15 protein-coding genes and 1 pseudogene are annotated in these 24,299 nt (G+C 70.3%); 6 read left to right on the forward strand and 10 right to left on the reverse strand.

The features are described from left to right. Position 1 precedes the first annotated feature (1 nt). Positions 2 to 4,426 carry an FxSxx-COOH system tetratricopeptide repeat protein gene (gene fxsT, locus AB0B33_RS01050; protein ID WP_360765264.1) on the forward strand — a complete coding sequence of 1,475 codons (4,425 nt, stop codon included), beginning with the start codon at positions 2 to 4 and terminating at the stop codon, positions 4,424 to 4,426. A 34-nt stretch (positions 4,427 to 4,460) separates the two neighbouring features. On the opposite strand, the gene AB0B33_RS01055 is transcribed toward fxsT, so the two are convergent. From AB0B33_RS01055 to AB0B33_RS01065, 3 genes are all read right to left on the reverse strand, one after another. Continuing rightward, the gene (locus AB0B33_RS01055) at positions 4,461 to 6,305 is read right to left on the reverse strand and encodes an HEXXH motif-containing putative peptide modification protein (protein ID WP_360765267.1); all 1,845 of its coding nucleotides are present in this window, start codon (positions 6,303 to 6,305) and stop codon (positions 4,461 to 4,463) included. Then, positions 6,305 to 6,493, reverse strand: a complete 189-nt coding sequence (locus AB0B33_RS01060; RefSeq protein WP_360765270.1) for a hypothetical protein — start codon at positions 6,491 to 6,493, stop codon at positions 6,305 to 6,307. Before AB0B33_RS01060 ends, AB0B33_RS01055 begins: the two co-directional genes overlap by 1 nt. A 99-nt stretch (positions 6,494 to 6,592) precedes the next feature. Continuing rightward, positions 6,593 to 7,771, reverse strand: coding sequence for a TetR/AcrR family transcriptional regulator (locus tag AB0B33_RS01065; RefSeq protein WP_360765272.1), 1,179 nt, complete (start codon positions 7,769 to 7,771; stop codon positions 6,593 to 6,595). 149 nt (positions 7,772 to 7,920) lie between these two features. On the opposite strand from AB0B33_RS01065, the gene AB0B33_RS01070 reads away from it, so the two are divergent. The 3 genes from AB0B33_RS01070 (at position 7,921) to AB0B33_RS01080 (ending at position 14,209) form a co-directional block, all read left to right on the forward strand. Beyond that, on the forward strand, positions 7,921 to 9,132 hold the full coding sequence (locus AB0B33_RS01070; protein WP_360765275.1) for an acetyl-CoA C-acetyltransferase: 1,212 nt from the start codon (positions 7,921 to 7,923) through the stop codon (positions 9,130 to 9,132). 8 nt (positions 9,133 to 9,140) lie between these two features. Further along, complete coding sequence (locus tag AB0B33_RS01075; protein ID WP_360765277.1) at positions 9,141 to 11,312, forward strand: 3-hydroxyacyl-CoA dehydrogenase NAD-binding domain-containing protein; 2,172 nt, start codon at positions 9,141 to 9,143, stop codon at positions 11,310 to 11,312. A 560-nt stretch (positions 11,313 to 11,872) separates the two neighbouring features. Further along, positions 11,873 to 14,209 (forward strand): GH92 family glycosyl hydrolase, encoded by a 2,337-nt coding sequence (locus AB0B33_RS01080; RefSeq protein WP_360765280.1) that lies wholly within the window; start codon positions 11,873 to 11,875, stop codon positions 14,207 to 14,209. A 265-nt stretch (positions 14,210 to 14,474) separates the two neighbouring features. Here the strand turns inward: AB0B33_RS01080 and AB0B33_RS01085 are convergent. From AB0B33_RS01085 to AB0B33_RS01095, 3 genes and pseudogenes are all read right to left on the reverse strand, one after another. Continuing rightward, positions 14,475 to 16,523 (reverse strand): annotated as a pseudogene (locus AB0B33_RS01085) (MMPL family transporter). Positions 16,524 to 16,637: 114 nt separating this feature from the next. Then, positions 16,638 to 17,303: a response regulator transcription factor gene (locus AB0B33_RS01090; RefSeq protein WP_360765283.1), complete on the reverse strand. Its 666-nt coding sequence runs from the start codon at positions 17,301 to 17,303 to the stop codon at positions 16,638 to 16,640. A 7-nt stretch (positions 17,304 to 17,310) separates the two neighbouring features. Next, positions 17,311 to 18,375: a sensor histidine kinase gene (locus AB0B33_RS01095; RefSeq protein ID WP_360765286.1), complete on the reverse strand. Its 1,065-nt coding sequence runs from the start codon at positions 18,373 to 18,375 to the stop codon at positions 17,311 to 17,313. Between the two features lie 80 nt (positions 18,376 to 18,455). Between AB0B33_RS01095 and AB0B33_RS01100 the strand changes: the two genes are divergently transcribed. Together AB0B33_RS01100 and AB0B33_RS01105 are read left to right on the forward strand one after the other, a co-directional pair. Further along, positions 18,456 to 18,920 carry a DUF3761 domain-containing protein gene (locus AB0B33_RS01100; protein WP_360765289.1) on the forward strand — a complete coding sequence of 155 codons (465 nt, stop codon included), beginning with the start codon at positions 18,456 to 18,458 and terminating at the stop codon, positions 18,918 to 18,920. An 86-nt stretch (positions 18,921 to 19,006) separates the two neighbouring features. Next, positions 19,007 to 20,419, forward strand: a complete 1,413-nt coding sequence (locus tag AB0B33_RS01105; protein ID WP_360766191.1) for an MFS transporter — start codon at positions 19,007 to 19,009, stop codon at positions 20,417 to 20,419. On the opposite strand, the gene AB0B33_RS01110 is transcribed toward AB0B33_RS01105, so the two are convergent. From AB0B33_RS01110 to AB0B33_RS01125, 4 genes are read right to left on the reverse strand one after another with little or no spacing between them, the layout of a single operon-like run. After that, positions 20,416 to 21,222 (reverse strand): SAM-dependent methyltransferase, encoded by an 807-nt coding sequence (locus AB0B33_RS01110; RefSeq protein ID WP_247019005.1) that lies wholly within the window; start codon positions 21,220 to 21,222, stop codon positions 20,416 to 20,418. The genes AB0B33_RS01105 and AB0B33_RS01110 overlap by 4 nt on opposite strands. A 40-nt stretch (positions 21,223 to 21,262) precedes the next feature. Continuing rightward, a complete protein-coding gene (locus AB0B33_RS01115) occupies positions 21,263 to 21,898 on the reverse strand; it encodes a histidine phosphatase family protein (protein ID WP_360765293.1) in 636 nt (211 codons plus the stop codon). Beyond that, complete coding sequence (locus AB0B33_RS01120) at positions 21,898 to 22,698, reverse strand: SAM-dependent methyltransferase (protein WP_360765295.1); 801 nt, start codon at positions 22,696 to 22,698, stop codon at positions 21,898 to 21,900. Before AB0B33_RS01120 ends, AB0B33_RS01115 begins: the two co-directional genes overlap by 1 nt. A gap of 44 nt (positions 22,699 to 22,742) precedes the next feature. Beyond that, positions 22,743 to 24,296, reverse strand: a complete 1,554-nt coding sequence (locus AB0B33_RS01125) for an acetolactate synthase large subunit (protein WP_247025534.1) — start codon at positions 24,294 to 24,296, stop codon at positions 22,743 to 22,745. Positions 24,297 to 24,299: the final 3 nt, after the last annotated feature.

Here is a 24,299-nt window from a genome sequence, read left to right on the forward strand (position 1 = left end):
GATGCCGGACCCCACCGCGGGCGAGCCCGACCTGACGTGGACCGAACTCGGCGACGGCCTGTGGCTCATGGCGGCGATCAACGGGACCGCGATGCCGGCCCCAGGACCGGCGGAGCGCCCCGCGCGACCGGCCGCACCGCCGCCGGACCCGGTCGAAAACCGGCGGGAAGGCCCCGAACCGGCGGCCCGGGAAAACGACGAACCCGAACTCGTACCGGCCGCCGGCGGAGGTGGTCCGGCCCCGGACCCACCGGCGGACGACCGCGAGTGGCTCACCGAGCAGGCCGCCGGAAACGGCGGTCTGCTCGCACGCGAGCCCGGCGCGGGGCGGGCGGACGTGGAACTCGCCGAAGTGGCGACCGCGCCGGTCCTGCCCGGAGCGGCCCAGCTCGTCCGCGCGTTGCGGCCCTTCAAGCGGAAAGTCGCGTCCAAGAGCGACGCCGACGTCGAACTCGACGAAGAACGCACCGCGGAGGAAGCGGCGCAGAGCGAAATGTGGCTGCCGATCACCCGCCGCCGCCGCGACCGCTGGCTCGACCTCACGCTCGTGATCGATTCGACGCCGTCGATGGCGCTCTGGACCCCCACCGTGAACGCGTTCGTCCGCTTGGTGGAACGCGTCGGCGCCTTCCGGTCCGTCCGGGTCCGGCTGCTCGAGACGGGCAAGACCGGGCCCGCGGAAGGCGGCGCGGTCGTCGGCCCCACCCTGCGTGGCGGGACGGCCGACGCCCCGGCGAGGGGGCCGGGGGAACTGATCGGCTCGGCGGGCCGGAGCTTGCTGCTGCTGGTCACCGACGGCGTCAGCGACGCGTGGCACCGGGACCTGGTCTCCCCGATGCTGGCCCGGTGGGGGCGGGCGATGCCGGTCGCGATCGTGCACCTGCTGCCCCACCGGCTCTGGTCGCGCGGCGGGATGGGCGTCCGCCAGACGGTGCTCACCTCACCGGGCCCCCTGCGCCCCAACGGGACTTACGACGTACGTTCAGCCGACGCGCTGCTGGACCCGGAGGAAGCCGAGGAGCTCACGGCCGGCGCGGTGGCGGTGCCGGTACTGGAGCTGCAGGACCGGTGGATCGGCTGGTGGGCGTCGCTGGTGACGGGAGTGGGCGGCGTGGCGCGGAAAGCCGCGGTCGTGCTCGCCCACGACGAGCCGCGCCCGGTCGATGCCGAGGCGGGGGAGCGGGTGGAGCGGTCCGCACGGGAAAAGGTGCAGCACTTCCACAGCTCGGCGTCGCCACCGGCGTTCCGGCTGGCCACGCTGCTCGCGGCGGTACCCGTGGACGTCGGCGTCGCCCGGACGCTGCAGGCCGAGCTCGTCCCGGGTTCCGGCCCGGACCACCTCGCGGAGGTCTTCACCAGCGGCCTGCTCGAGCGAGCCAGCGACGGAACACCGTGGGACCGCTCGCAATGGGAGTTCGCCGGCCACGTGCGCCAGCTGCTCCTGCGCGGCGCCCGGCGTTCGGACACGGCGCACGCGGTGATCAGCGCTTCCCGCCGCTACGGCGACCAGATGCCGGTGCTGGTGCGGCTCCAGGCCGCACTGGCGGCCCCGGACGCCACCCCGGACCCCGTTCTCCCGGCGGCGACGCCCGCGGAGATAGCACTGGAACGTGACCTCATGCGTGCGTTGTCCGGCCCGTATTTGTCCCGGGCGGATCGGTTGGAGAGTAGAATCGCGGGCATTGGTCAGCTCGGCGATCGAACCACTAACATCCCGGCGGTGAGTGACACGATGTCGCAGGAACTCAAGCCGATGGGTTCCGCGAGTGAACCTGAATCCGTTGTCCGCCCCGATGCCGGGACCGCGGACATATCCCCGTCGCCCAGTGAGACGCCGCCGGCTCTGCGCACGAAGGTCGTCCGCGAAGTTGCCGCCATGACCAGTCGAAGCGTACGCCGATCTGGTGATGAAGCACCACCCGTTTGGGGTGTTGTCCCACCGAAAAACCCCAATTTCACCGGGAGACGTGAACTACTCGATCAATTGGGCGAGCGGCTGGGTGCGGGCACCACCGCTGTCCTGCCTGCGGCGTTGCACGGAATGGGCGGCATTGGCAAGACGCAGATGGCGGTGGAATATATCTACCGGCACCTGCAAGACTACGACATCGTCTGGTGGATCCAAGCCACCCAGCCCACGCAGATCCGCAAGTCGCTCACCGAATTGGCCCAGCACCTGCGGCTGCCGGGCGCCGACGAAGCCATCACCGCGGTCCCGGCGGTCCGCGAGGCACTACGGCTGGGTCGCCCTTACCGTCGTTGGCTGCTGGTCTTCGACTCCGCCGAAGACCCGGAGATGGTCCGGCCCTTCTTCCCGGTCGACGGTCCCGGCCAGATCCTGGTCACGTCCCGCAACCCCACCTGGGCCGGTATCGCGCGACCGCTGGAAGTCGCGGTCTTCCAACGCGATGAAAGCAAGAACCTGCTCAGCCTCCGCCGCTCCGCGCTCGCGGACGAGGACTCCGACCTGATCGCGGAGAAGCTCGGAGACCTGCCGCTCGCCGTCGAGCAGGCCGCCGCGTGGCTCGCCGAGACCGGCATGCCGGCGGACGAGTACCTGCGGCTGTTCGACGAGAAGGTCACCGAAATCCTCGACACCTCCGCGCCGAGCGACTACGAGGTGTCGGTCGCCGCCGCGTGGAACGTGTCCTTCGACGAGCTGAGCTCCCGCAGCCCGGCTGCTCACCAGTTGCTGCAAGTCTGTGCCTTCTTCGCGCCGGAGCCGATTTCCCGGAGCTTGTTCGCCGGAGTACGTGGGATCTCCGTCGCCCCCGAACTCGACGCCGCCCTGAGGGACCCGATGCGGCTCGGTCGCGCGATCCGCGACATCAACCGCTACGGCCTGGCCAAGATCGACCACCGAAGTGACACCCTCCTGCTGCACCGGTTGGTCCAGCTCGTACTGCGCAACCGGATGGGCGACCAAGACCGCATGGAAATGCGCCACGGCGCGCACCTCCTGCTGGCGAACCTCGACCCGAACGACCCCGCGGCAACGCAGACGTGGCCGCGGTACCAAGAGATCCTGCCGCACATCTATGACACCGACTTGACCCAGTGCACCGATCCCTGGGTGCGGCAACTCGTCATCAACCTTTTCAAATTCCTCTACCACTGGGGTGACCACCAGGGAGCGCTCGCGCTTGCCGAGCGGACGGTGAAAGCGTGGGCGACGGATCGGGAGGAACGCCTCGCCCGCGGCGAGGAACCCGTTGAAGACCCGCCCTTGCTGGAGCTCAGCGCGTCCGAACGGCTGGCGTTCTTCTATTGGGTCGTCGGGCGCTACGACGAAGCTGAAAGAGTCGCGAAGGAGACGCGGCGACGTTACATCGAGGCAGTCGGTCCGGAGAGTGAAGAGACGCTGACAGCGCAGCTCACGTATGCGCTGATTTTGAAGGCGCGCGGTGATTTCGCGGAGGCGCGGAATCGCAACAGGGAAATCTACGAGCAAGCCAGAGGCCTGTTCGGAGACGACGATCCGACCACCTTGTTGTCCGCACACGAGTTTATCGTCGCCCTTCTGCTGACCGGCGAGTACGAAGAAGCGCGCAAACTCGCGCAAGAGACATACGCCCGCCGAGCAGAAATATTCGGTTTCGACAACGACAACACTATCGTCACCCAGGTGGTGCATGTGCTCGCCAGGCGTGAACTGGGGGACTACCCATGGGCCAGGATTGAAATGCAACGCATCGCCGAGCGGGCCGAACAGCTTTACGGTGGCGATAGCATCGGCACCCTTCGACGTCGTTACTTCGAGTCGGTGGCTTGTCGCAAGGACGGCGACCACGTGGCAGCATTCGAGCTTTCAAGTGACGCGCTGAAGAAATTCCGCAATCGCTACGGTAACTATCACCCGAATGCGATGGCCTGTGCGTTGGGGCATTCCATCGACCTCCGGCACGCGCGGAGGTTCGCTGACGCCCGTTCGCTCGGCGAAGAGGTTTACGATCTCTATCGTGAGAACCTCGGGGAAAAACATCCGCACACCCTGTCGGCTCAGCTCGACCTCGGGGTGACCCTCCGGCTCGGTGGCGACCCGGCCAGCGCCCGGGTCGTCGATGAGAAGGCGCTGGCGGGAATGCGGGAAACCCTGGGCGAGGACCACCCGCACACGATAGTTTGCGGGATCGACCTGGCGAGTGACCTCTTCGCCCTGGATCGGGTCGCCGAGGCGGCGGCCATGGATTCCGACCTGCTGGACCGTGCCCGCCGCGTCCTGGGCGAAGATCACCCGACCACGTTGGCCGTGCAGCTCAACCGTTCGCTGGACTTGCGAGCTTTGGGTGAAGCGACCGAGGCGGACACGCTCTACGAGGATGCGCTTACGCGATATCGCTTGGTGCTCGGCGAAAACCACCCGGGTACCGAGTCGGCGTTGCGCGGTGTCCGAGCGGACTGCGACATCGACCCGATGCCGTTGTAGCCAGTCCTTTCGCGAATTGTTCCCAGCCGGTCGCTCAGTGGGTGAACCGGCCCAGCCAGCCGGCGATCGCTTCGACCGACAGAGTCGATCCCGGTTCGTCACGGAGAAGGCGGTGCACCGCCCGGACCAGTTCCGGGCGGTGCAGCAGTGCCCGGGAAGCCGGCCCGGTGCTCCTGGCCGCGAGCGCCAGTCCCAGCCCGGTCAGTGCCGCGGGGTCGTCCGGGTTGACGGCGAGGAGTTGTCGGTACCCCGCCGCGGCTTCCTCCGGCTTTCCGGCCACGAAATGCAGATCGGCGCCCGTCGCGCCGGGAACAGCGGACCCGCGCGCGGCGAACCGCGCGCGACCGTCCACGCCGAGGCGGAGCCGGATCAGATCCGTGCGAGCGTCGTGCCAATCCCCGTCCGGTACCGGCGTCGGCGAAGGTTCTGACAACGCCGCGACAGCGGAATGCGGTCGCGCGACCCCGGCCCGCCAAGCCTCTGCCAACTCCGCCACCGTGCCGGGGTCGGGCCGCAAATGCCTGACCCGCCAAGCCGCGTAGTGATCTTCGGCCGCGAAACGTGCCCATGTCCGAGGGGCGGCGGCGACGGATTCCTTCTGCCACGGGGAGAGCTTCGCCGCGACACCGTCCAAGAACCGGCGCCCGGCCGCGGTGAGGTTTTCGTCGGTGCGGACCGATGCCAGCGTGCGCCAGACCTGTCCACGCCACAACGCGAATTCGAACGCGGCAAGTTCGTTGTCCGGCTCCGCCGCGGCGAGGGCACGCCAGAAAGACGTCACACCGAAGAATGCGTAGATGCCGTGCAGCACGCCTCCGATCGGTCGTGGATCGTCCCGCCACGGCGCATACAACCGCTCCCTGCGGTCTTCGTGGTTCAGCCGCACGAGATGAAGCAGTCCGCCCAGCCGGATGTGCTGGAATTCGTGCACGAGTGCGGCTGCGAGCGGCGCGGGGTCCTCGCCGTAGGAGATGATCGCGCTGCCGAAAGCCTCCCCGGTCGACGCGCTCGGCAGCCGGAACGGCACAGCGGGCTCGGGAACCAGCGAGTCCAGGCCGACCGGCAGTGCATCCGCGACATCCGGCAGATATTCCGTGAGCAGCCGCCATGCATCGGCGAGCACCGTTCGCCAGGATTCGACTTCGACGGTACTCAACCGTTCTGGTTGAATCGGCTCGTACAGCCCGCGATACGGATCCAGGTCGTCGACGCGAACGGCGAGCCGCCGGCCGCCGGACCACGCCACGGCTTCGCGTACGCCGAGCCAGCCCGGCGCGTCGGCGGACGTGAGCGTCGGCACGTGAACTCGTGATCGCCGATTGCTGACCTCCACGTTTCCGTAGCTCCCCCGGATGACGGCGACGGAGAACGGGGCCTCGGTACGCAGTTGCGCGAGACCTAGTGTCGGCAGAGCTGCTTTTCCGTGCCACACCGGTAGTTCCGACTCGAACGGGATTCCGCCGCGCACCGCGGCCGCCGCGGCCAGGCAGTGCAAGTGGCCGAGGTGCACCCAGAACGGGCAGACCCCGCTGATGTCCTGACGGCAGAGCCGCGTCGTGTAACCCGCCCACGTCCCGGTGTAGGGATGGGCGAGGATCGTTTCGAGCGCGTGCGGCGCCAGTCGTTCGACTCGAGCCAGCAGTTCCCACGCGGTTTCGGGCGACGGCAGCGGCCGGTACGAGTCTTCGGACTTCGTCGCGACCTCGACGAGGCTGCGCAGAAGCAGGAGGCGACGGCTCCGTTCGGCTGCGCGCAGCTTGCGCACCGGTTCAGGGCCGCCTTCGCCGCGCGCCACCGCGTCGAAATCCGACCAGAGCAATTGATGCCGGGGCAACACACCGGCGGACTCGGTTTCGTCGGCTGTCCCGCCGTGCCACATCAGTCGACCCGCTTGGCCTGACTGCCGCTGGCGGTCACTTGCACGTGCGAGGCCCGTTCCACCGCATGCCGCAACGACTTGCGCAGCTCGCCGCCCTCCAGGGTGCGGAGTCTGGTGAGGGAGACGCCGCCGAGGTCGAGGAGCTCGGATTCGATTCCGTCTTCTGCGCCGGAACGAGCTGCTTGCATCGCGCTTTTCCCCTTCCGCAGGGAGAGCGGACCCCGTCGGCCCGATTTCATTGTCCCGCATTCCGGGCCGTTTCGACAGGGACGGACGCCGTGCGCCGATCAGGCTACGTCGAGCACCGTGTGCAGGAGGGTCGTCAACTCCGCCGCGAAGTGGGGTCGGGCGGCCACGCGACGGGTGCGCGCGAGGTCGTTTGCGATGGTCAGCGCCGCGTGGACGGTGATTTTGGCTTCCCTCGGCGGCAGGGACGGGCGGATCGCGGAAAGCAGCGTGACCCACTGCGCGACGTAATCGCGTTGCACGCGCAGCAGATCCGCTTTGTCGCGGTCGGGCATCGTGACGCGGTCCGCCGAGAACGACACCAGCAGTTCCGGCGTGTGCAGAATCGTGTGCACGTACGACTCCGCCAAGCGGCGCAGGGCCGAGCGCTCGTCCGGGGCCTGGAGCGCGCGCTCGGCCGCCAGCGCCAGCCGGTCCGCCGCGCGGTGGCCGATCGCCACCATCAGGGCGGCCTTGCTCGGGAAGTGGCGGTAGACGCTCGGGCCCGCGATGCCCGCCGCCGCGCCGATCTCCTCCATGCTCACGTCGTGGAAGCCGCGCTGGGCGAACAGGGCCGTCGCCTCCGCGAGGACCTGCTCGCGGCGTGACGGCGTGCCGAGCCCGCTCACCGGTGAAGACGGCGGTGCGGACGGTGTGGGGAGTGTGGCGTTCAGCACACCGAGAGCCAGCTCGACCAACAGCGCGGCGAACCGCCGGCGCGCCACCGACGTGTGGTGCACCGACACGCTGCCGAACACCGACAGTGCCGCCCAGCACAGCAGCTCCGCGTCTTCGCCGGACAGAGCGGGGCGCTGGGCGAGCAACGCCTTCGACCACGCCGACAGCGCCAGCGCCGAGCGGCGGCCGATCTCCCGCTGGTCCTCCTTGGGCAGGTGGCGGCCTTCCCAGCGCCACAACGCCGCGATCTCCCGGCGCTCGACGGCCTGCGTCGCGAGCAGGCGGAGCAGGGATTCCAGCTGGTCGGCGGGCGGAACCGAGTCCGAGAGCGCTTCCGCTGTCGCCGCCTCCATGTCCTCGAAGCCGCTGAGGACGACGTACGCGAGGATCGCCTGCTTGTCCGCGAAGTGGCGGTACAGCGCCGGCCCGGTGACGCCCGCCGCGTCCGCGATGTCCTTGATGCCGACCCCGGGGAAGCCGCGCGCGCGGAACAGCTCCGCCGCCACCGCGGCCAGCTGGGCCTTGCGATCGCGGGGACGCGTGGAGCGCTCGACGTCGGTCATGGTGAGTGAACGATAGCGGCTAACGGCACACCCGCAACCCATTGACACCATGGGGTTGTCCGGCGATATGTTAATGGCCATTAGCACTACTGGCCGGTATCATCGGTCACGGTACGAAGACGTCCCACCCGCTCGCGAGGAGTTGTTCTGTGAGTAGCGAGGCCTACATCTACGAGGCGATCCGCACGCCTCGCGGCAAGAACAAGGGCGGTGCCCTGCACGGCACCAAGCCGGTCGACCTGGTGGTCGGCCTGATCGAAGAGCTCAAGGTCCGCCACCCGAACCTCGACCCCGCGGTGATCGACGACGTCGTACTCGGCGTGGTCTCCCCGGTCGGCGAGCAGGGCGCGGTCATCGCACGCACCGCCGCGCTGAACGCCGGCCTGCCCGAGACCGTCGCCGGCGTGCAGCTCAACCGCTTCTGCGCCTCCGGCCTGGAGGCCACCAACACCGCCGCGCAGAAGGTCCGTTCCGGCTGGGACAACCTGATCATCGCCGGCGGCGTCGAGTCGATGTCGCGCGTGCCGATGGGCTCCGACGGCGGCGCGCTGTTCATGGACCCGGCCACCGCGTACGACAACTACATCGTCCCGCAGGGCACCGGCGCCGACCTCATCGCGACCATCGAGGGCTTCTCGCGCGAGGACGTCGACGCGTGGGCCGTCCGCTCGCAGGAGCGCGCCGAAGCGGCCTGGTCCGGCGGCTACTTCGCCAAGTCCGTCGTCCCGGTCAAGGACATCAACGGCGTCACGGTCCTCGACCACGACGAGCACCGTCGTCCGGGCTCGACCGTCGAGGGCCTCGGCAAGCTCAAGCCGGCCTTCGCGGGCATCGGCGAGCTGGGCGGCTTCGACGCCGTCGCGCTGCAGAAGTACCACTCGGTCGAGCGCATCAACCACGTCCACACCGGCGGCAACTCCTCCGGCATCGTCGACGGCGCCGCGCTGGTGCTCGTCGGCTCCGAGCAGATCGGCAAGACCTTCGGGCTGACGCCGCGCGCCCGGATCGTGGCGACCGCGTCGATCGGCTCCGAGCCGACGATCATGCTCACCGGTCCCACGCCGGCCACCGAAAAGGTGCTGAAGACCGCGGGCCTCAAGCCCGAGGACATCGACCTGTGGGAGCTCAACGAGGCGTTCGCGTCCGTCGTGCTCAAGTGGATCAAGGACCTGCACCTCGACGAGGACAAGGTCAACGTCAACGGTGGCGCGATCGCCATGGGTCACCCGCTCGGCGCCACCGGCGCGATGCTGGTCGGCACCGTGGTCGACGAGCTCGAACGCCGCCAGGCGCGCCGCGCGCTGGTGACCCTGTGCATCGGCGGCGGCATGGGCGTCGCGACCATCATCGAGCGGGTGTGAGGACCACAATGGCCGAGAGCAAGACCATCCGCTGGGAGCAGGACTCCGACGGCATCGTCACCCTGACCCTGGACGACCCGAACCAGTCGGCGAACACGATGAACGCCGACTTCCGCGAGTCGCTGGGTGTCACGGTCGACCGCCTCGAGGCGGAGAAGGACACCATCACCGGTGTTGTCATCACGTCCGCGAAGAAGACCTTCTTCGCCGGCGGCGACCTGAACGACCTCATCCAGGCGAAGCCCGAGAACGCGGTCGAGCTGACCGAGGGCAGCGGCGCGATGAAGGGCCAGATGCGCCGCATCGAGCAGCTCGGCAAGCCGGTCGTCGCGGCGATCAACGGCGCCGCGCTCGGTGGTGGCCTGGAGATCGCGCTGGCGACGCACCACCGCATCGCCGCCGACGTCAAGGGCAGCCAGATCGGCCTGCCCGAGGTGACGCTGGGCCTGCTGCCCGGCGGCGGCGGTGTCGTGCGCACCGTCCGGTTGCTCGGCATCCAGAGCGCGCTGCTGAACGTCCTGCTGCAGGGTCAGCGCCACCGCCCGGCCAAGGCGCTCGAGCTCGGCCTGGTGCACGAGCTCGTCGGCACGGTCGAGGAGCTCGTCCCCGCCGCGAAGGCGTGGATCAAGGCGAACCCCGAAGGCGGCGTCCAGCCGTGGGACGTCAAGGGCTACAAGATCCCGGGCGGCACGCCGTCCAACCCGAGCTTCGCGGCCAACCTCCCGGCGTTCCCGGCGAACCTGCGCAAGCAGATCAAGGGCACGAACATGCCGGCGCCGCGGGCGATCCTGGCCGCCGCGATCGAGGGCGCGCAGGTCGACTTCGACACCGCGATCACGATCGAGACGCGCTACTTCATCCACCTCGCGACCGGCCAGGTCTCGAAGAACATGACGAAGGCGTTCTTCTTCGACCTGCAGACCATCAACTCGGGTGGTTCGCGCCCGGACGGCTTCGAGAAGTACACGGCCAAGAAGGTCGGTGTCCTCGGCGCCGGGATGATGGGCGCGGCGATCGCGTACGTGTCGGCGAAGGCCGGCATCGACGTCGTGCTCAAGGACGTCTCGCTGGAGGCGGCCGAGAAGGGCAAGGGCTACGCGGCCAAGATCGAGCAGAAGGCCCTCTCGCGCGGCAAGACCACGCAGGAGAAGTCGGATGCGCTGCTGGCGAAGATCAAGCCGACCGCCGACCCGGCCGACTTCGCGGGCGTCGACTTCGTCATCGAAGCCGTCTTCGAGAGCGTCGAGCTGAAGCACAAGGTGTTCGGCGAGATCGAGAGCGTCGTCAACGCCGACGCGGTGCTGGGCTCCAACACCTCGACGCTGCCGATCACCACCCTCGCCGAGGGCGTGCAGCGCACCGAGGACTTCATCGGGATCCACTTCTTCTCGCCGGTGGACAAGATGCCGCTGGTCGAGATCATCTGCGGCGAGAAGACGTCCCCGGCGACGCTGGCGAAGGTCTTCGACTACACGCTGCAGATCAAGAAGACCCCGATCGTCGTCAACGACAGCCGCGGCTTCTTCACCTCGCGCGTGATCGGCACGTTCATCAACGAGGCCGTCGCCGCGCTGGGCGAGGGCGTCGAGCCGGCGTCGATCGAGCAGGCGGGTTCGCAGGCCGGCTACCCGGCGCCGCCGCTGCAGCTGATGGACGAGCTGACGCTGACCCTGCCGCGCAAGATCCGCAAGGAGACCCGCGAGGCGATCGAGGCCGCGGGCGGCACGTGGAAGGCGCACGCGTCGGAAGGCGTCATCGACCGGATGGTCGAGGAGTTCGACCGCAAGGGCCGCTCGACGGGCGCGGGCTTCTACGAGTACGGAGAAGACGGCAAGCGGACCGGGCTGTGGCCGGGCCTGCGCGACGCGTTCAAGTCCGGCTCGGCGGAGGTGCCGTTCGAGGACCTCAAGGAGCGCATGCTCTTCGCCGAGGCCCTCGAGACGGTGAAGTGCTTCGACGAAGGCGTGCTGACGTCGGTGGCGGACGCCAACATCGGCTCGATCTTCGGCATCGGCTTCCCGGCGTGGACGGGCGGTGTCATCCAGTACATCAACCAGTACGAGGGTGGCCTGCAGGGCTTCGTCGACCGGTCGCGCGAGCTCGCGGCCCGGTACGGCGACCACTTCGAGCCGCCGGCTTCGCTCGTGGAGAAGGCCGCCAAGGGCGAGATCTACCAATAGCTGATGGTCTGTGAAGGCCTCCTCGCCGGCACTGCGCCGGTGAGGGGGCCTTCACGGCGTTCCGGACCGGAAGCTGTGTCCGAGCTCCGGGCCCGTGCATGGTCGTGACCTGCGCTTCGACGATGTGAAAGTCGCCGGAAATGTCCGATTGCACCGCCGCAGCGGACACTCCGCGACGCGCGGCGGACGCACGAGCCGCGACGGCTGCGGCGTCAGTCCCGCGGCTTCGAACTTCGCCCGTTCGTGCCGGAACATCGGCTTGTCCGCCGGCGCCGGATCCCGGCCGGTCAGCGGCGCCAGCCGCTCCACGTCCGCCCACTGCGCGGGGGACGGCAGGTTGACCACGACGTCCGGGCGCGCGGAGATCGTCTGCGGTGTGTCCGTTTGCGGCGATGCCGAGCACGACCGTCCAGCCGAGCGCCCAGGCCGACGAGATCGGCGCGAGGTCCGGGCCGCCGTCGTTCTCTGTGCTCAGGAGCACCACCGGCGTGCCGAAGTGTCCGGCAGCTTGTCCACCTCGAATTCGCCGGAACGCCACCAGGGCCGGTTAATCTCCGCCCATGCGCCGTCCCGTCACGGTGGCACTGGCCGCCGCCCTGTTCGCCTCCGCGTTGACAACGATGTCAACCGCTGCCGACCTGAGCCCCGCAGACTTCGTCGACCCGCTGATCGGCTCCGCCGGGGACGGCAACACCTTCCCCGGCGCCACCGCGCCGTTCGGGATGCTCTCGTGGAGCCCGACCAGCACGCGCGGAGACCAGACGTCGACCGGCGCCGCCAACGGGTACCAGTACGACACCACCCGCGTCCGAGGCTTCGCGTTAACGCACGTTAATGGCGCCGGGTGCAACCCCGGCGCCGCGGGGGACGTGCCGATCCTGCCCTTCGCCGGCGACGTCACTTCCTCGCCGACCGCGGACACCACCGACGCGGTCTACGCGAGCAATTTCAGTCACGCGGACGAGGGAGCAACGCCGGGACGGTACCGTCTCGGCCTGTCCAGCGGCGTCACGACCGACGTCGCGGCGACCGAACGGACCGCGGTCGGCACGCTGGTCTACCCGGAGGGCAAGCCCGCCAGCCTGCTGTTCCGCACGTCGAACTCGCTCAACGGCAGCGAGGATGCCGAAACGCACCTCGACCCGGCGAACCGCAAGGTCACCGGGTCCGTGCTGACCGGCGCGTTCTGCGGGCGCCGCGCGAACGGCGGGGTCAACAACCGCAAGTCCTACTACCGCTTGTTCTTCACCGCGCAGTTCGACCAGCCGTTCGCCGGCACCGGGACGTGGAAGGACGCGACTCTGCAGCCCGGCGGTCTCGACCAGACCGGCGGCGAAGGCTACGCGACGGGCAAGGACCGCGCGGGACGCGGCTCAGGCGGCTACGTCACCTTCGCGCCCGGCAGCAAGGTCACCATGCGGATCGCGATCTCGTACGTCTCCCTCGACGGTGCCGAACACAACCTGCGCGCCGAGCAGCCGCCGAACTCCACCGTGGACAGCGTCGCCGGCCGGACCAAGCGGGCCTGGAACACCGAACTGAACCGGGTGCAGGTCGGCGGCGGGACCGCCAACCAGCGGATCGTCTTCACCACCGCGCTCTACCACGGCCTCCAGCAGCCCAACCTCGTCAGCGACGTCGACGGCCGGTACCTCGGGATGGACCGGCAGGTCCACCGCGTCGAACCGGGACAGGACGCGCAGTACTCGAACTTTTCCGGCTGGGACCAGTACCGCGCGCAGGTCCAGCTGCTCGCGCTGCTGGAACCGCGCGTCGCTGGGAACTTCGCGCAGTCGCTCTACAACTACGCGAAGCAGAACGACGGTGTCTGGGACCGCTGGGTGCACGTCAACGGCGCGACGCACGTCATGACCGGCGACCCGTCGGCGGCGACGATCGCGACGTTCTACGCGATGGGTGTCCGCAACTTCGACTACCGCGGCGCTTTCGACTCGCTGTACGAGCAGGCGACCGTCCCACGGCCCGAAGGTCTGCAGGACGGCGGCTGCCCCGGCCAGTGCGTCGGCCAGCGGCCGAACCTCGCGCAGTACCTGGCGTCGCACTTCGCGCCGAACGACGTCTGCCACTGCTGGGGCGGCGCGGCGGAGACGCTCGAGGACGCGGTCGCGGACTCTGCAATCGGACATTTCGCGGAACAGCTCGGGCGTACCAGCGAAGCCGCGGAGCTGCGCGCCCACGGCGCGTACTGGCGGAACGTCTTCAACCCGGACACCGGCTACGCGCAGGCGCGCAACCTCGACGGCAGCTGGGTGACGCCGTTCGACCCGGCGAGCGACCGCGGGTTCGCGCAGGGCAGTGCGGCGGCGTACACCTGGATGGTCCCGCAGGACGTCTCCGGACTGGCCGACGCGATGGGCGGCAAGACGGCCGCCGTCGCCCGGCTCGACGGGTTCTTCCACGACGCGAACGGCAACTGGCAGCTCAAGGGTGGCGGGCCGCTCAAGTACGACCCGACGAACGAGCCCGACATCCACGCGCCGTGGCTGTACAACGAGCTCGGGCAACCGGCGAAGACGCAGGAAACCGTCCGGCAGCTGGTGAACTCCGTCTACACGACGGGCCCGGCCGGCCTGCCCGGCAACGACGACCTCGGCACGATGTCCGCCTGGTACGTCTTCGCCGCGCTCGGGATCTACCCGCGCACCCCGGGAACCGGCGAGCTGCTGCTGTCGAGCCCGCTGTTCGCGAACGCCGTCGTGCGCCCGGCGGGCGGGGCGCCGATCCGGATCGCGACGTCCGGGAGCGGGAAGTACATCGCCGACGTCCGTCGCGGCGGACGGCCGCAGCGGGACTGGAAACTCGACGAGTCCTTCCTGCGCACCGGCGGAACGCTGGAATTCCGCTTGTCCGAGACACCGACGGCCTGGGGGCGCTGATCACCCGAAATTACGGCGCCGCGGAAAGAACGACACCCGACGCGGGGGCGGTCTCCTCGTCCCGCCACCGTGCCCGAATCGGCCTTCGTGGAGCGGTTCCCACCGCGTTGGCCGAGGCCGTGCGCGTACAACGTCCGGCACCCGAGGCCGGCGCAGCTCCGGATGCGGGTCGCGCTGAACGCCGGAGAAACCGCCTACGACAAGCGCCGGACCGGTGGTGCGGGCCGGCCCGGCAGCTCGCGGACACTGCCGCGCGACGGCTGCGTCAGGGCTCCAGCGCCAGGTGGGGCAGCCGCTGGTCCAGCCAGCGCGGGAGCCACCACGCGCGTTCCCCGAGCAGCCGCATGATCGCCGGCACGACCAGGCAGCGGATCACCAGCGCGTCCAGCAGCACCGCGACCGCGAGGCCGAGACCGAACTGCGCCAGCATCCGCGACGGGTCGAGCAGGAACGCGCCGAACACCAGCACCATGATCGCACCGGCCGCGGTGATCACGCCGCCGGTCGCGGCCAGGCCTTCGCGTACCGCGAGCCGCGCGTCGCCGGTGCGCCGCCACTCCTCGTGCATCCGCGACACCAGGAACACCTCGTAGTCCATGGACAGGCCGAACACGATGGCAAAGATCATCACGGGCACGAATGCCTCGATCGGGCCGGGCTGCGCGCCGAACCAGCCGTCGCCGAACACCAGCGTCATGACGCCGAGTGAGGCGCCGATGCTCAGCAGGTTCAGCAGCGCCGCCTTGAGCGGGATGAGCACCGACCGGAACACGACCATCAGCAGCAGCGCGGACAACCCGACGACGACCAGCACGAACAGCGGCAGCCGATCGGCGACGGCGCCCGCGAAGTCCGTCGCGGCCGCGACCGAGCCGCCGACCAGGTAGTGGCCAGGGAGCGTCGGCAGGACCTCGGTCCGCAGCCGCGTCACCAGCTCGGCGGTCGCCGCGTCCTGCGGTGACGTCGTCGGGAAGGCGAGGACGGTCCGGCCCATCGGGTTCAGCGCGCGGGCGATTCCCGGCGTCGACGCCAGCCGCTGCTACAGGGCGACGGCGTCACCTTCTTCGGCGACGATCGCGAGCGGGCCGCTGAAGCCCGGCCCGAAGCCTTCCGCGAGCAGGTCGTACGCCTTGCGCGTGGTGGAGCCGGCGGGGTCGGTGCCCGCGTCGGCGAACCCGAGCCGCATACCCAGTGCGGGGAGGGACAGCCCGACGAGCAGGAGCAGGCCGATCGCCAGCGGCGCCGCGGGCCGCCGCTGGACGCCGTCCGCGAGCCGGCGCCACGCCCGGCCGTGCTCGCGCTTCGCCGCGTGCCGGCGGATCCCGCGTTCGAGCCGCTTCCCGAACAGTGAAAGCAGCGCCGGGAGCAGCGTCACCGACGCGAGCATCGTCATCAGGACGGTCAGCGCGACCGACAGCGCGACGCCGCGAAGCCCGCCGAGCCCCAGCGCGAGCAGGCCGAGCAGCGCGATGATCACTGTCGTCCCGGCGAACAGCACGGAGCGGCCGGCTGTGTCGAGCGCGCGCCTGGCGGCTGCCTCGCGGTCGAGGCCGTTCAGGATCTCCGTGCGGTAGCGCGAGAAGACGAGCAGCGCGTAGTCGACGCCGACACCGAACCCGACCAGCATCATCAGCGGCGAGGTGTAGCTCGCGATGTCGACGTAGTGCGAGACGACCGTGATCACGCCGAGCGTGCTGCCGACGGCGAAGACCGCGGTGATGACCGGCAGCCCGGCCGCGAGCAGCGAGCGGAACAGGAACACGAGGATGACCAGCGCGGCGAGCAGCCCGACGCCTTCCGCGGGGCCGCCGCCGCCGGAGATGCGCTCGACCGGGTCGCCGGCGATTGCGGCCTCGACGGGACTGTTCTCGACCGTCGTGGCGAACTTCAGAATGTCGTCGTAGGGCAGGTCGGTCGAGGCCGCGTCGAAGGTGACGGTCGCGTAGCCGATCCGGCCGTCGGCCGACAGTGTCTCGAACGGCGTGGTCACCGACCGCACGTGCGGCTGCAATCGGACATTGTCCAGAACATCACCGATCGCGGTGCGCTGCGCGTCGAGCCCGTCGTCGGACTTGAACACGATCTGCGCGCTCGCGCCCGACTGCGCGGTGTTCCGCAGCAGGTCGACGACCTGCTGGGACTCGGTGCCGGGCAGTGAGTTGTCGTCGTGGAACGCGTCTCCGGTGAGCCGCGAGGTGAGCGTGACGCCGATGAGGACCAGCGCCCAGAGCGCGACGGCGAGCCACCGGTGGCGCTGCGCCCAGCCGGCCAGTTTCGCCAGGCTTCCCCCGGTGGGGCGTGTGATGGTGTCCATGGTGGACAAGGATTCGCGGCCAGGGGCCTGCTCCGCGTCGAGCGAGGGAGGACACTTGCGCTCCTCCCGGCGGTGTCCCCTAAGGCCCGTCCCGTACACCCGGAGGAGTACGGATCAGGGGTTCACCCAGCGCGGCGTCACTGCCCCGGACTCGTAGGCGAGCACGACCAGCTGCGCGCGGTCGCGAGCGCCGGTCTTGGTCATGATGCGGCTGACGTGCGTCTTCGCCGTCGCGGGGCTGAGCGTGAGCTCGCGCGCGATCTCGTCGTTCGACAGGCCCGCCGCGACCAGGGACAGCACCTCGCGTTCGCGGTCGGTGAGCCGGTCCAACGCCGGTGGCGGCGAGGGGCGGGTGCCGCGCGACGCGAACTCCGAGATCAGCCGCCGGGTGATCGACGGCGCCAGCAGCGCGTCACCGCGGGCGACCACGCGCACCGCGTGGATCAGCTCCTCGGGTTCGGTGTCCTTGACCAGGAAGCCGCTCGCGCCTGCGCGCAGGGCGCCGTAGACGTCCTCGTCGAGGTCGAACGTCGTAAGAATGACGACCTTACTGTGTACGGCGGGATCTTCGAGGAGGTGCCGCGTCGCGGCGAGACCGTCGAGCACCGGCATCCGGATGTCCATGAGAACGACGTCGGGGTGGTGGTCGTGGGTGGCTTGCAGCGCCTCGCGGCCGTTCGCGGCCTCGGCCACGACGGTGATGTCGTCCTCGCCGTCCAAAATGGACCGGAAACCGGCTCGCACCAGCCGCTGGTCGTCGACGAGCAGGACCCGGATCATCGGCTCATCATCGCACCGGCAGCCGCGCGCGCACGCGGTAACCGCCACCTTCGCGCGGCGCGGCGGACACTTCGCCGCCCAAGGCCCGCGCGCGCTCGGCCATGCCGCGGATCCCGTTCCCCGGCGGCGCGTCCCCGCCGCGCCCGTCGTCGTCGACCTGCACGGACAGTTCGTCGGCGCGGTAGCCGAGCCGCACGACGACGGTCTTCGCACCGGCGTGCTTCGCGACGTTCGTCAACGCCTCCTGCACCACCCGGAACGCCGCGTGCTCGACGTCCGGCGGCAGGTCCCGGGCGACGCCGTCGATTTCGGTGCGCACGGTCAGCCCGGACGCCCCGACCGACTCGGCCAGCTCCGCGACCCGGTCCAGCGCGGGGCGCTCGGTCCGGAGCATGCCGAGCGTCGCGCGCAACTCCTGGAGTGCGGTCTTGCTGGCGTCCTTGATGGTCCTCAGGGCTTCTTCGGCCTGCGCGGGGTCCCGGCGGTGCAGTGCGGCGCCGGCCTGGACGTTGATCAGCGCGAGGTGGTGGCCCAGCGCGTCGTGCAGTTCGCGCGCGATCCGGAGCCGCTCGTCGGTGGCCCGTGCCCGTGCTTCGGCTTCCTTCGTCCGCTCGGCTTCGGCCCGGTAGTGCGCGACGGCGCCACCCGCGACCAGCGCGACGAACCAGCCGGTCATCAGGAAGAACGCGAAGTTGTCGACGTGCCGCCCGGTCCGCGAACTGATTTCCCCGACGGCGACCCCGGCCATTGCGGCGACGACGAGCAGCGCGGCACCGCGGATCCGCCCGGCTGCGGCGGCGTTGAAGAGCGCGTACGCGAAGGCGAGGAGGACGAGCCCGTCCGGGTCGGTCAGCGGGTAGTAGAGGGCGCAGCTAACGAGCGTTAACCCGGCGACGCTCAGCGGGTACGTCCGGCGGAAGAACAGCGCGACGCAGCACAGGACGGTGAGCACCCAGCCGATCGCGGCGTGGTTCGCGGGCTTGGCGCCGTCGTTGAGGACGGCGAAGAGGGAGCCGACGAGCACGGCGGCGGTCACCGCGAGCTCGGCCGCGTAGCGCCGCAACCAGGACATGCGCCGAGTTTAGAGGGCGTAACAAACGTTAACGGGTGAACGACTACGGCGGCATTGATTCGTGGAGCCAAGGAGTCGTCGTGAGCAAGAAACTGGGGTTGATCCTGGCCGCCGGCCTGCTGGTCGCGGGCTGCGGTGCCGGCGCGGTGCCGCCGAAGAACGCGGGGAACGTCGGGGTCCTCGACGCCCCGACGTCGACGTACCAGGCGCCCACGTCGTCGGTTCCGGCCACGACCGAAGCGCCCGCGACGACGTCCGCAGCGGCCGCCGTGCCGGCCGCCCCGCAAGCGACCACCCCGCAAGCGGTCGCGCCGAAGGCGAGCACGCCGAAGCCCAAGGCCGCGCCGAAGACGACCGCCCAGGCCGCGCCGAAGCCCGCCGAGTGCGGCGCGGACTACTACCGGAACTCCGACGGCAACTGCGTCCACCGGCCCAGCGACAACCCCTCCGGCGCGACGGCCCTCTGCAAGGACGGCAGCTACAGCTACAGCCAGCACCGTTCCGGGACCTGCTCGGGCCACGGAGGCGTCCGCACCTGGCTGTGACGAAACCGCCACCCGTACGGAAACCCGCCACCCCGTAGGTACAGTGCATGAAGTTGCATGATGCGTACTAACTACACACCGTGGGGGTGTTGGTGTCCCGTCCCGAGCGGTCCGGCCGCGCGATCGTCGTCGTGCTCGCGTCGTGCGGGCTCGTCGCGTCGTTCATGCAGACGCTGGTCGTACCGCTGATCCCGGTCTTCCCGCGGCTGCTGAACGCCTCGCCCGCCGACGCGTCCTGGGTGGTTACGGTGACGCTGCTGGCCGCGGCCGTCATCACCCCGGTCAGCGGGCGGCTCGGCGACCTCTACGGCAAGCGGCGGATGATCCTGGTCAGCCTCGCCCTGCTCATCGCCGGTTCGGTCGTGTCCGCGACGACGAGTGCGCTCGCGTTCCACATCGTCGGCCGCGGGCTGCAGGGCTGCGCGATGGGCGTCATCCCGCTCGGCATCAGCATCATGCGCGACGAACTCCCGCCCGAACGCGTCGGCGGCGCGATCTCGCTGATGAGCGCGACACTCGGCGTCGGCGGCGCGATCGGGCTGCCGGTCGCGGCCGTCGTCGCCGAGAACGCCGACTGGCACGTGCTGTTCTGGATGGCCGCCGGCCTCGGGCTGTTCTTCGCGCTGCTGATCGTCAAGTTCGTGCCGGAATCGCCGCTGCGCACGCCGGCGCCGTTCGACTACTTCGGCGCGTTCGGGCTCGCCGCCGGTCTGGTCTGCCTGCTGCTGCCGGTGGTCAAGGGCGCCACGTGGGGCTGGGGCAGCACGCCGACGCTGGGGTTCGCCGCGGCGGCCGTCGTCATCCTGCTCGCGTGGGGCACCTACCAGCTGCGCCGCCGCGACCCGCTGGTCGACCTGCGGGTGTCCGCGCGCCGTCCGGTGCTGTTCACGAACCTGGCGTCGATCATGGTCGGGTTCTCGATGTACGCCATGGCGCTGTCGTTCCCGCAGCTGCTGCAGGCGTCGTCGTCGACCGGGTACGGCCTGGGCCAGACGATGGTGGAGTCCGGGCTGTCCCTCGCGCCGAACGGCCTCGTGATGATGCTGCTGTCGCCGGTTTCGGCGCGGCTCATCACCCGCTTCGGCCCGCGCCCGACCCTGATGACCGGCGCGCTGGTGATCGCGGCCGGGTACATCTTCGCGATCCTGCTGATGGGCAACGCCTTTGAGCTGATCACGGCGTCGGTCATCATCGGCGCCGGTGTCGGCATCGCGTACGCGGCGATGCCCGCGTCGATCATGGGCTCGGTGCCGGTCACCGAAACGGCGTCGGCGAACGGCCTGAACTCCCTGATGCGCTCGGTCGGCACGGCCATCTCCAGCGCGGTGATGGCCGCGATGCTGGCCCAGCTGACGATCACCGTCGGCGGGCTGGCGGTGCCGTCGCTGTTCGGCTTCCGGGCCACCTTCGCGGTGGCCGCGTTCGCCGCGCTAACGGGCGTACTGCTCGCCGGGCTGGTGCCGAAGACGCGCACCGCGCCGGAACTGGTGCCCGCCTAGTTCTTGCGCGCCACCAGCGCCAGCCCGCCGCATTCGGCGGGGTCGGCCGGCACGTCCGCGGGGTCGTCCGGGCGCCACTCGGGGATGAACACGATGCCCGGGTCGAGGATCTCGAAGCCGTCGACCAGCGCGCGGAGCTCGTCGGCCGAGCGCGGGGTCACGGGGTTCGCGCTCTTCTGGTACATCGCCACGGCGCGGGCCGTGCCGTCGCTCTGGTGCTCGTACGTGGCGGACGACAGCGCGAGGTAGCTGCCGGGTGCGAGCGCGTCGCGGTAGGCGGCGATCAGCCGGGCCGGGTCGCGCTCGTCCGGGATGAAGTGCACGAACAGCGCCATCACGACCATCACCGGCTGGTCCAGGTCGAGCATCATCTCGGTGATGTCGTGCTCGAGGACATCGTCGGGCACCTCGGCGTCGGCGTGCACCATGGCCGCGTTCTCGTTGTCCTCCAGGACGATCTCGCTGTGCGCGACGGCGATCGGCTCGTTGTCGACGTAGACGATCCGCGAGGTCGGGTCGATCGCCTGCGCCACCTCGTGCACGTGCCCGACGGTCGGCATGCCGGACCCGATGTCGAGGAACTGCCGGATGCCCTGGTCCATCCCGAAGCGGATGGCCCGGCGCAGCCACCGCCGGTTGAGCCGCGCCCGCTCGCGCGCGTTCGGCTGCGCGGCCAGTACCTGCTCGGCGAACATCCGGTCGACGGCGTAGTTCAGCTGGCCGCCGAGGATGTAGTCGTACACCCGCGCGGGGTTCGGCTTGTCGAGGTCGATACCCCGTCTGGCGTACTCGTCTTCGCTCATCGCGACTCCCGTGATCAGGGTGGTGGGGCGAGAATAGCCATCACCGGCGTGCCGGCAGGTGGCTGGTGTCGTTCAGCGTGTGCAGCGTGCGGTTGTGGAAGCGGTCGTCTTCCTCGAGCACGGTGATGCCGCCCGCGCTCGACCGGAACGCGGCGTGCGCGCAGGCCTGCACCGGCAGGCCGAGCCAAGCGGCGACGACCCAGCTCAGCGAGCCGCCGTGGGTGACGACGACCTGCTGCCCGGCCGTCCCGGCCGAGATCCGGTCGACGGCGCGGTACACGCGCGTCACCCACTGGAGCTTGGTCTCCGCGCCGTCGATGCCTTCGTCGTGGTCGAGCCGCTCGCCCGTCGGCGGGGGCGGGACGAACCGTTCGTCGAGCCATGACTGCGGCCGCCCGCCCGCCACGCCGTACGACTTCTCGCGCAGGTCGCGCAGGAGAACCGTGTCGGCTTCGAAGCTGCGCGCGATCGGCTCCGCCGTCTCGGCCGCCCGCCGGAGGTCGGAGCTGTACAGCTCGATCCGCTCCGCAGCGGGGATCAGCTCCCGCAGCCGGGCCGCGATCGCCGCCGCGTGGGCGCGTCCGCGCTCGGTCAGCGCCGAGTCGAACCACCCGCCGACCCGGTGCTCCACGTGGTGCGTGGCTTCCGGGTGCGCGACGACGTAGAGCCGGCGCACTAGAGCTTCCGCGCCACCAGCGCCAGCCCGCCCGAGCGCTCCGGCGGGTCCTCGAGCGGCTCGTCCGGTCGCCACTCCGGCGTGAACACGATCCCCGGCGGCAGGATCTCGAACCCCTTCACCAGCGCGCTCAGCTCGTCGGGCGAGCGCAGCGTCAACGGCGTCCCGCTCTTCCCGTACAGCGAAACCGACCGCTGGGTCTCTTCGCCCTGCCCCTCCCACGTCCCCGACGACAACGCGAGGTAGCTGCCGGGCACCAGCTGGTCGGCGTAGCGGGCGATCAGGCCGGCCGGATCGCGGGAGTCGGGGATGAAGTGCACGAACGCGGCCATGATGACCATCACCGGCTCGCTGAAGTCGATCATCGCCTCGGTGGTCGGGTGCTCCAGCACGTCGTCCGGGTACTCGGCGTCGGCCTGGACCATCGCCGCGTTGTCGTTGTCCTCGAGGACGATCTCGCTGTGCGCGACGGCGATCGGCTCGTTGTCGACGTAGACGACCTGCGACGTCGGGTCGACCGCCTGGACGACCTCGTGCACGTGCCCGACCGTCGGCATGCCCGACCCGATGTCGAGGAACTGCCGGATGCCCTGCTCGGCGCCGAACCGCGCGGCGCGGCGCAGCCACGCCCGGTTCGTCATTGCCATGTGCTTCGCGTTCGGCAGCACCCCGACGATCTGGTCGGCGAACACCCGGTCGACGGCGTAGTTGAGCTTCCCGCCGATCATGTAGTCGTACACGCGCGCCGCGTTCGGCCGTTCGAGGTCGATGCCCCGCTTGGCGTGTTCGTCTTCGCTCATCCGCCGCTCCCGGGCTCAGGGGTGTGACGGGAGAATAGTCCGGTTCACAGCAGCGGCGGCACCGCGGCGTCGATGAGGTGCGGACCGGGCTCGGCGAACGCGCGCTGCAGCTGCTCGGCGAGTTCCTCGGCGGTGGTCGCCCGCGTCGCGGGAACGCCCATGCCCTCCGCGATCTTCACGAAGTCCATGTCCGGGCGCGAGAGGTCGAGCAGCTCGTTCGCCTTCGGCCCGCCGGACGCCGCGCCGACGCGCTGCAGCTCCAGCCGCAGGATCGCGTACGCGCGGTTGTTGAGCAGCACCGTCGTGACGTTCAGGTTCTCGCGCGCCTGCGTCCAGAGCGCGGAGATGGTGTAGAGCGCGCTGCCGTCCGATTGCAGGTTCAGGACGGGACGGTCCCGTCCCGCCACTGCCGCGCCGGTCGCGACCGGCATGCCGTAGCCGATCGCGCCGCCGGTCAGCGTCAGGACGTCGTGCCGCGGCGCGCCCGCGGTCGCCGTCGGGAGCAGCAGGCCGGACGTGTTCGCCTCGTCGGCGATGATCGCGTTCTCCGGGAGCAGCGCGCCGATGACGTCGACCCAGTTCTGCGGCGTCAGCGGACCGCTCGGCAGCGCCGGCCGGGACGCCTGCTGCAGCACCGGCTCGGTGTCCGCGGCGACGAGGTCGGCGACCTCGTTCAGCGCGCGCGTGACGTCCTGGCCGACGGACGCGAGCGTGTGCACCTGCGCGCCCTCGGGCACCAAGTCGCTGGGCTTGCCCGGGTAGGCGAAGAACGACACCGGCGCCTTCGTGCCCGCGACGACGAGGTGCTTGACCCCGTCGAGCTGGTAGGTTACCTGCTCGGCGAGGTACCCGAGCCGCTCGATCGCCGGCAGGCCCGCGCCGCGCTCCAGACGAGACGGGAACGTCTCGACGAAAACCTTCGCACCCGTCGCGGCGCCGATCCGGCTCGCCGCGCGCAGTCCTTCTTCACGGCACGCACCGCCGCCGATGAGCAGCGCGACCGATTCGCCGCTGCCGAACACCGCGGCGACGTCCTTGACGGTGGTCGCGTCGACGGCCTGCGGCACGCGCGGCGGAACAGGCGCGCAGGTCTCGCCGCCGTCACCCCACGACGCGTCCGCGGGCAGGATCAGCGTCGCGACGCGGCCGGGTGCGTCCTGGGCCGCGGCGACCGCGGCGGCGGCGTCCGCACCGACGTCCTTGGTGTGCTCCGAGCGCCGCACCCAGCCTTCCAGCGAGCCCGCGACGGCTTCGATGTCCGATTCCAGCGGGGCGTCGTACTGCTTGTGGTAGGTGGCGTGGTCGCCGACGACGTTGACGATCGGCGTGTGCGCGCGCCGCGCGTTGTGCAGGTTCGCGAGGCCGTTGCCGAGGCCGGGGCCGAGGTGCAGCAGCGTCGCGGCGGGCTTGTCGGCGATGCGCGCGTAGCCGTCGGCGGCCCCCGTGACGACGCCCTCGAACAGCGCGAGCACACCGCGCATCTCCGGGACCGTGTCGAGCGCGGCGACGAAGTGCATCTCCGACGTGCCGGGGTTCGCGAAGCACACGTCGACGCCGGCGTCGACCAGTGTGCGGATCAGGGACTGGGCGCCGTTCATCTC

The organism is Amycolatopsis sp. NPDC049159, from assembly GCF_040648295.1.
In the GTDB taxonomy this organism is placed as follows: Bacteria; Actinomycetota; Actinomycetes; order Mycobacteriales; family Pseudonocardiaceae; genus Amycolatopsis; species Amycolatopsis pretoriensis_A.